Source organism: Marinospirillum sp. (assembly GCF_014859565.1).
In genome coordinates, this window is sequence record NZ_JACUUA010000392.1 from 1 (window position 1) to 2,104 (window position 2,104).

Annotated in this window: 2 protein-coding genes and 1 pseudogene; all 3 read left to right on the plus strand. The window is 46.1% G+C overall.

The annotated features are described in order from the left end of the window. Window positions 1-358, plus strand: a pseudogene (locus IBX50_RS20080) (hypothetical protein); the annotation flags it as partial. Beyond that, window positions 355-1,338: a glycosyltransferase gene (locus tag IBX50_RS20085; RefSeq protein WP_292258168.1), complete on the plus strand. Its 984-nt coding sequence runs from the start codon at window positions 355-357 to the stop codon at window positions 1,336-1,338. The pseudogene IBX50_RS20080 and the gene IBX50_RS20085, both read left to right, overlap by 4 nt. Continuing rightward, complete coding sequence (locus IBX50_RS20090) at window positions 1,335-2,081, plus strand: glycosyltransferase family 25 protein (protein ID WP_292258169.1); 747 nt, start codon at window positions 1,335-1,337, stop codon at window positions 2,079-2,081. The genes IBX50_RS20085 and IBX50_RS20090 overlap by 4 nt, the downstream gene beginning before the upstream one ends. The last annotated feature ends 23 nt before the right edge of the window (window positions 2,082-2,104 follow it).

Below are 2,104 nucleotides of genomic sequence, written 5' to 3' on the forward strand. Positions count from 1 at the left end.
ACACGCACGGCAGGGAGTGGTTGCTTCTTCCCTGATTGGTTTTCAACACGCCCACAACCACTATCTGGATATGTTTGCCAAACATGGTGTAGTCGGTTTTGTTGCATTACTCGGTTTTATTATTATTCCGTTCATATTGTTTTTTAAATACATCAAAGCACCTTGTGGTGTGGCAAAGTCACTGGCACTTTCTGGCATGGTGGTGACCGCTTGTTTTGCTGTATTCAGCCTGACCCAGGCATTCCTTTGGCATGTTAATGGAATCACAGTTTATTCATTTATGGTGGTGATCCTCTGGTACTACCTACGACAATCCCTGGATGAAATGGCTGATAAAGAATCCGCGAGGCAGGCATGAGAATTTTGATACAAGTACCAACCCGCATTCCTGCCTATAAGTATGGTGGTACTAACCGAGTAGCTTGGTGCTTGGGTAAAGAATTAGTCAAGAAAGGGCATGAGGTGGTATTTCTTGCACCATCCGGCTCAACTTGTGATTTTGCAGAAATTGTTGAGCACGATCCATCCAGGACTTTGCAAAATCAAATCCCGGCTGGTGTGGACATGGTTCACCTTAACCAGGAGTTTGAGCACTGGCCGGGAGCCCCTTTTTTATTTACACAGCATGGCAACTTTAATCATTTCCCGCTGCCTTTGAATACTGTTTTTGTGTCTCGGCGTCATGCAGAGCGTCATGGATCTGAGTCTTACGTATATAACGGCTTAGACTGGGATGAGTATGGTGCGGTGGATTTGCAAAGCCATCGTTCATTCTTTCATTTCCTTGGTAATGCAGCTTGGCGAATCAAAAACGTCAAGGGTGCCATTGATGTTGTGCGGCATTCCCGTCAGGAACGGCTGGAAGTGCTGGGTGGGTACCGTGTTAATTTCAGAATGGGTTTTCGTCTGACCTTAAGCCCCCGTGTTGGTTTTCACGGTATGGTTGACGATGTTGAAAAATTTAAATTTTTACGTCAGTCAAAAGGCCTGATTTTTCCTGTGCGCTGGGATGAGCCTTTTGGTTTGGCAGTGATTGAAAGCCTGTATTTTGTTTGCCCTGTTTTTGGTACACCTTACGGTGCCTTGCCGGAATTGGTTAATCCTGATGTAGGTGTGTTATCAACGAGCCGAGCAGAGCTGACGGCTGCCATAGAGCAGAGCAGTGATTTTTCTTCGTTGCGTTGTCATGAGTATGCACGGGATGAGTTTAACTCTGCGCTGATGACAGAGCGTTATTTGGATCGGTATGAAAAGATTTTGAATGGTCAGACCTTGAATCAAAGCGAACCAGCCATGATTGGTGGTCATACCCGTCAGTTTCTGGAGTGGAAACCATGAACCAGCCACTGGATGTGTTTGTTATCAGTCTTGCTGATTCTGCTGCAAGGCGGGCAAGAAGCTCGGAGCTGTTGAATGATCATGGTGTTGAGTTCGAGTTTATAGATGGAGTGGATGGTCGTAAGGGTGGTCATCCATTGCTGGGCAGGTTTTGTGCAGACAAGTTTCTAGTGCGTCATGGTCGCCCTTCTGTTCCGGGTGAGGCCGGATGTTATGCCAGCCATTACCTGGCTTGGCAGAAGTGTGTGGAGCTGAATCGCCCGATTGTGGTGTTTGAGGATGATTTTGCTGTTCGTGATAACATCAAGGAGGCTTTTTCTTTATTACCAGAATTGATGAATGACTATCCATTTATCCGTCTGGAAGATAATGGCCCCATTCTGCATAAAGAAGTGAAACAGTTGGGTATTTATACCTTGTCGCGCTTTTTAAAGATTCCACAGCGTGCAACCTGTTATGCCCTTGCACCCTCTGCTGCGCAAGCTTTTATCAAGGCCAGTGAGGAGTTTATTTATCCAGTGGATGTGTTCATTCGTCATCAAAATCTGCACCAGGTTCCTATCTATGGTTTGCAACCTTATCCGGTTCGTCCGGCAGATCCAGCTGGCGATCATTCTGAAATTGGCAACCGCCATCGTAATAAAGGCCCTTTCTGGTGCAAACTAACCAAGCTGGTGTTCAAGCTGCGTAATGCTGTAATGAATATCCTGACAAATGTTCGACACAGCCTGAAAGGGCGTTGAGGTTTATTTATGAGCAAGGCTGA

Bases quoted from the DNA above. Each gene is read 5' to 3' on its own strand.
- IBX50_RS20090 (WP_292258169.1), top strand. From the start codon at position 1,335: ATGAACCAGCCACTGGATGTGTTTGTTATCAGTCTTGCTGATTCTGCT.
- IBX50_RS20085 (WP_292258168.1), top strand. From the start codon at position 355: ATGAGAATTTTGATACAAGTACCAACCCGCATTCCTGCCTATAAGTAT.